We start from the raw sequence: 2801 nt of genomic DNA, 5'->3' as shown, positions 1-2801 counted from the left end.
AGGCCCCACCCATGATGAAGAAACTCAAGCTCGTGATGGTCGGCAACGGCATGGCCGGCGTGCGCACGCTCGAAGAGCTGCTGAAGCTCGCCCCCGACCTGTACGACATCACCGTCTTCGGTGCCGAGCCGCACCCCAACTACAACCGCATCCTGCTGTCGCCCGTGCTCGCCGGCGAGCAGACGGTCGACGAGATCGTCCTCAACAGCTGGGAGTGGTACACGGAGAACAAGATCACCCTGCACGCCGGCAAGAAGGTGGCCGAGGTCGACCGCGTGAAACGCATCGTGCGCGCCGAGGATGGCACCGAGGCCCCCTACGACCGCCTCCTCATGTGCACCGGCTCCAACCCCTTCATGCTGCCCGTGCCCGGCAAGGACCTGAAAGGCGTCATCGCCTACCGCGACATCGCCGACACCGACTACATGATCGAGACCGCCAAGACCCACAAGAGCGCCGTCGTCATCGGCGGCGGCCTGCTGGGCCTGGAAGCGGCCAACGGCCTGATGCTGCGCGGCATGGACGTCACCGTGGTGCACGTCATGCCCTGGCTGATGGAGCGCCAGCTGGACGACGTGGCGGGCAAGCTGCTGCAGAAGTCGCTGGAGGACCGGGGCCTGAAGTTCCTGATCGGCGCCCAGACCCAGGAACTGGTGGGCAATGACCAGGGCCGTGTGGCCGCCATCCGCTTCAAGGACGGCACCGAGGTCCCCGCCGACCTGGTCGTCATGGCTGTCGGCATCCGCCCCAACACCGAACTGGCCGAGCGGATGCGCCTGCACTGCCACCGCGGCATCGTCGTCACCGACACCATGCAGACCGTGACCGATGCGCGCATCTACTCGGTGGGCGAATGCGCAGCCCACCGCGGCATCGCCTACGGCCTGGTCGCCCCGCTCTTCGAGCAGGCCAAGGTCGCGGCCAACCACCTGGCCCAGTTCGGCATCGGGCGCTACCTGGGATCCCTCACCTCCACCAAGCTCAAGGTCACCGGCATCGACCTGTTCAGCGCCGGCGAGTTCATGGGCGGCGAAGGCACGGAAGAGATCGTCATGAGCGACCCCTTCGGCGGGGTCTACAAGAAACTCGTCATCAAGGACGACAAGCTGGTGGGCGCCTGCCTGTACGGCGACACGGTGGACGGCAGCTGGTACTTCAAGCTCCTGCGCGACGGGCGCAGCGTGCACGACATCCGCGACAAGCTGATGTTCGGCGAGTCCAACATCGGCGACACCGGCCACGAGGGCCACAGCAAGGCCGCCGGCATGCCCGACGACGCCGAGGTGTGCGGCTGCAACGGCGTGACCAAGGGCACCATCTGCAAGGCCATCAAGGACAAGGGCCTGTTCACCCTGGACGAGGTCAAGAAGCACACCAAGGCCAGCGCCAGCTGCGGCTCGTGCACCGGCCTGGTGGAGCAGATCCTGATGTTCACCGCCGGCGGCGACTACTCGGCCACGCCCAAGAAGAAGGCCGTGTGCGGCTGCACCGACGCGAACCACCAGGACGTGCGCGATGCCATCCGCCGCGAACACTACCTGACGCACGACGAGGTGTATCGCAACCTGGGCTGGCGCACGCCCAACGGCTGCGCCACCTGCCGCCCGGCCATCAACTACTACCTGATCAGCACCTGGCCCAAGGAGGCCAAGGACGATCCGCAGAGCCGCTTCATCAACGAGCGCAGCCACGCCAACATCCAGAAGGACGGCACCTACTCGGTCATCCCGCGGATGTGGGGCGGCCACACCACGCCCGACGAGCTGCGCCGCATCGCGGATGCGGCCGACAAGTACCAGATCCCGACCGTCAAGGTCACGGGCGGCCAGCGCATCGACCTCTTGGGGGTGAAGAAGGAAGACCTGGAGGGTGTCTGGAAGGACATCGGCATGCCTTCGGGCTTTGCCTATGCCAAGAGCCTGCGCACGGTGAAGACCTGCGTGGGCAGCGAGTGGTGCCGCTTCGGCACGCAAGACAGTACCCAGATGGGCAAGGACCTGGAGCGGGCGCTGTGGGCGATGTATTCGCCGCACAAGGTCAAGCTCGCGGTCTCGGGCTGTCCGCGCAACTGCGCCGAGGCCGGGATCAAGGACGTGGGGGTGATCGGGGTGGATTCGGGCTGGGAGCTGTACGTGGGGGGCAACGGCGGCATCAAGACCGAGGTGGCGCAGTTCCTGGTGAAGGTGAAGACGGCCGCGGAGGTGATGGAGTATTCGGGCGCCTTCCTGCAGCTGTACCGCGAGGAAGGCTGGTACCTGGAGCGCACGGTGCACTACATCGGGCGGGTGGGGCTGGACCATGTGAAGAAGAAGATCCTGGAGGACACCGAAGGCCGCAAGGCGCTGTGGGAGCGGCTGCAGTTCGCGCTGGATGGGGAGCCCGATCCGTGGTTCGAATCGAGCCAGGCGTCGGTGGACGTGCGGCAGTTCACGCCGGTGGCGGTGGTGGATGACAAGGCGACCCAGGCGGCCTGAAAGGAGCTACAGCAAATGAGCAACAACAACAGCAACCCCAACAACAGCGGCAACGAGTGGCAGGTGATCTGCCGGGTCGAGGACATCCCGGTGCTGGGGGCGCGCCGCGTGGCACGGCCGGTGGGCGTGGACGTGGCGGTGTTCCGCAATGCCGAGAACCAGGTCTTCGCGCTGCTGGACCGCTGTCCGCACAAGGGCGGGCCCTTGAGCCAAGGGATCGTGTTCGGCACCAGCGTGGCGTGTCCGCTGCACAACTGGGCCATCGGGCTGGAGGATGGGTGTGCCAAGTCGCCGGATGAGGGGTGTACGCCGAAGTTTGCGGTGAAG

At 66.3% G+C, this 2801-nt stretch carries 2 protein-coding genes; both read left to right on the top strand.

Translation table 11 applies throughout. From position 1 onward, the window contains the following. Positions 1–14: 14 nt before the first annotated feature. A complete protein-coding gene (gene nirB / locus VPA02S_RS31155; RefSeq protein WP_062367368.1) occupies positions 15–2474 on the top strand; it encodes a nitrite reductase large subunit NirB in 2460 nt (819 codons plus the stop codon). 15 nt (positions 2475–2489) lie between these two features. Beyond that, positions 2490–2801 (top strand): nitrite reductase small subunit NirD (gene nirD / locus VPA02S_RS31150; protein WP_062367366.1); only part of this gene is annotated, 312 nt, incomplete at its 3' end.

The organism is Variovorax paradoxus NBRC 15149 (assembly GCF_001591365.1).
Classification (GTDB): domain Bacteria; phylum Pseudomonadota; class Gammaproteobacteria; order Burkholderiales; family Burkholderiaceae_C; genus Variovorax; species Variovorax paradoxus.
The sequence above is the reverse complement of the archived record's forward strand: the minus strand, read 5'-3'. Positions and strand labels throughout refer to the sequence as shown.